The 902-nt window shown below is 28.3% G+C and carries 1 protein-coding gene; it reads right to left on the minus strand.

From position 1 onward, the window contains the following. Positions 1–228 precede the first annotated feature (228 nt). On the minus strand, positions 229–750 hold the full coding sequence (locus IDG60_RS16495; protein WP_000824464.1) for a hypothetical protein: 522 nt from the start codon (positions 748–750) through the stop codon (positions 229–231). Positions 751–902: the final 152 nt, after the last annotated feature.

A 902-nucleotide genomic window follows, 5' to 3' on the forward strand; every position in this document is an offset into this window, starting at 1 on the left:
ACTTACTTTTATGTATTTTCTATATTTTAGGTGTCAGAACTTATATATTTAGCCTTATTTGTAAAATTAAAAAGCCTACAACATGAATCGTTGCAGACTATCATATCGAGACAAAGAGGTTTATTAGTGTCTCTATATCTATGTGGAATTTGAAAAGATTATTTATAATATTTACGGGGATAAATTGTCATTTAAAAACGAGATGTATAACTTATAATTTACTTTGGATTAGCGTTTTTCAGTTTTCTCTATCTTATTATTCACTTTATCAATTTGTTTATTCAAATAATTTTGGTGAGACTGACTAAGTGTACTTACTTTTGCAGTTGCCTTAGCGAGATCTTCATATTTTTGCGTATATTTATAATCATTAATTAAGCTTTGTGCTTCTTTAACATGATCACGTCTAATAACGCGTTTGTCACGGTCTGTGAAATGTGATGAGTCAATTTCACTATAACCATATAACCAACCTTTTTTTATGCCTGTTTGATTAGTATGTAAATCATATTCTATGTAGTTGTCATTAGATAGTGATTTTAGTGTATTTAATTGACTCTTTTCTACTACTGAAAATTTCTCCTCAGTAGTAATTTCAGTATGGGTTTGTAAAATATTTTTATTATCCGAATCTTTTACAACAAAATTAGTTTCAACACTCTCTGATACTAATGCGTTTGCGTGATTAGAATGCCATAATTGAGTTGCACAAATTACACCCATTGTTAGTACTAATACTTTCCTTTTCATTTGTTTATGCTCCCTTATTTGCTTTGATTTAAAAACCGACTTTTTCACCCTGTTTTCTTCGCCATTGAAAATTATATACCAATATTTTAGAAACAATAATTAACTTGCGATGAACAAACTATTAACAATAATCTTGAGTCTTATATTTATCT

It is taken from the genome of Staphylococcus sp. EG-SA-2, from assembly GCF_017152085.1.

What these genes read in the sequence shown, in the direction of transcription:
- IDG60_RS16495 (WP_000824464.1), bottom strand. Translation starts at nt 750, where the DNA reads ATGAAAAGGAAAGTATTAGTACTAACAATGGGTGTAATTTGTGCAACT.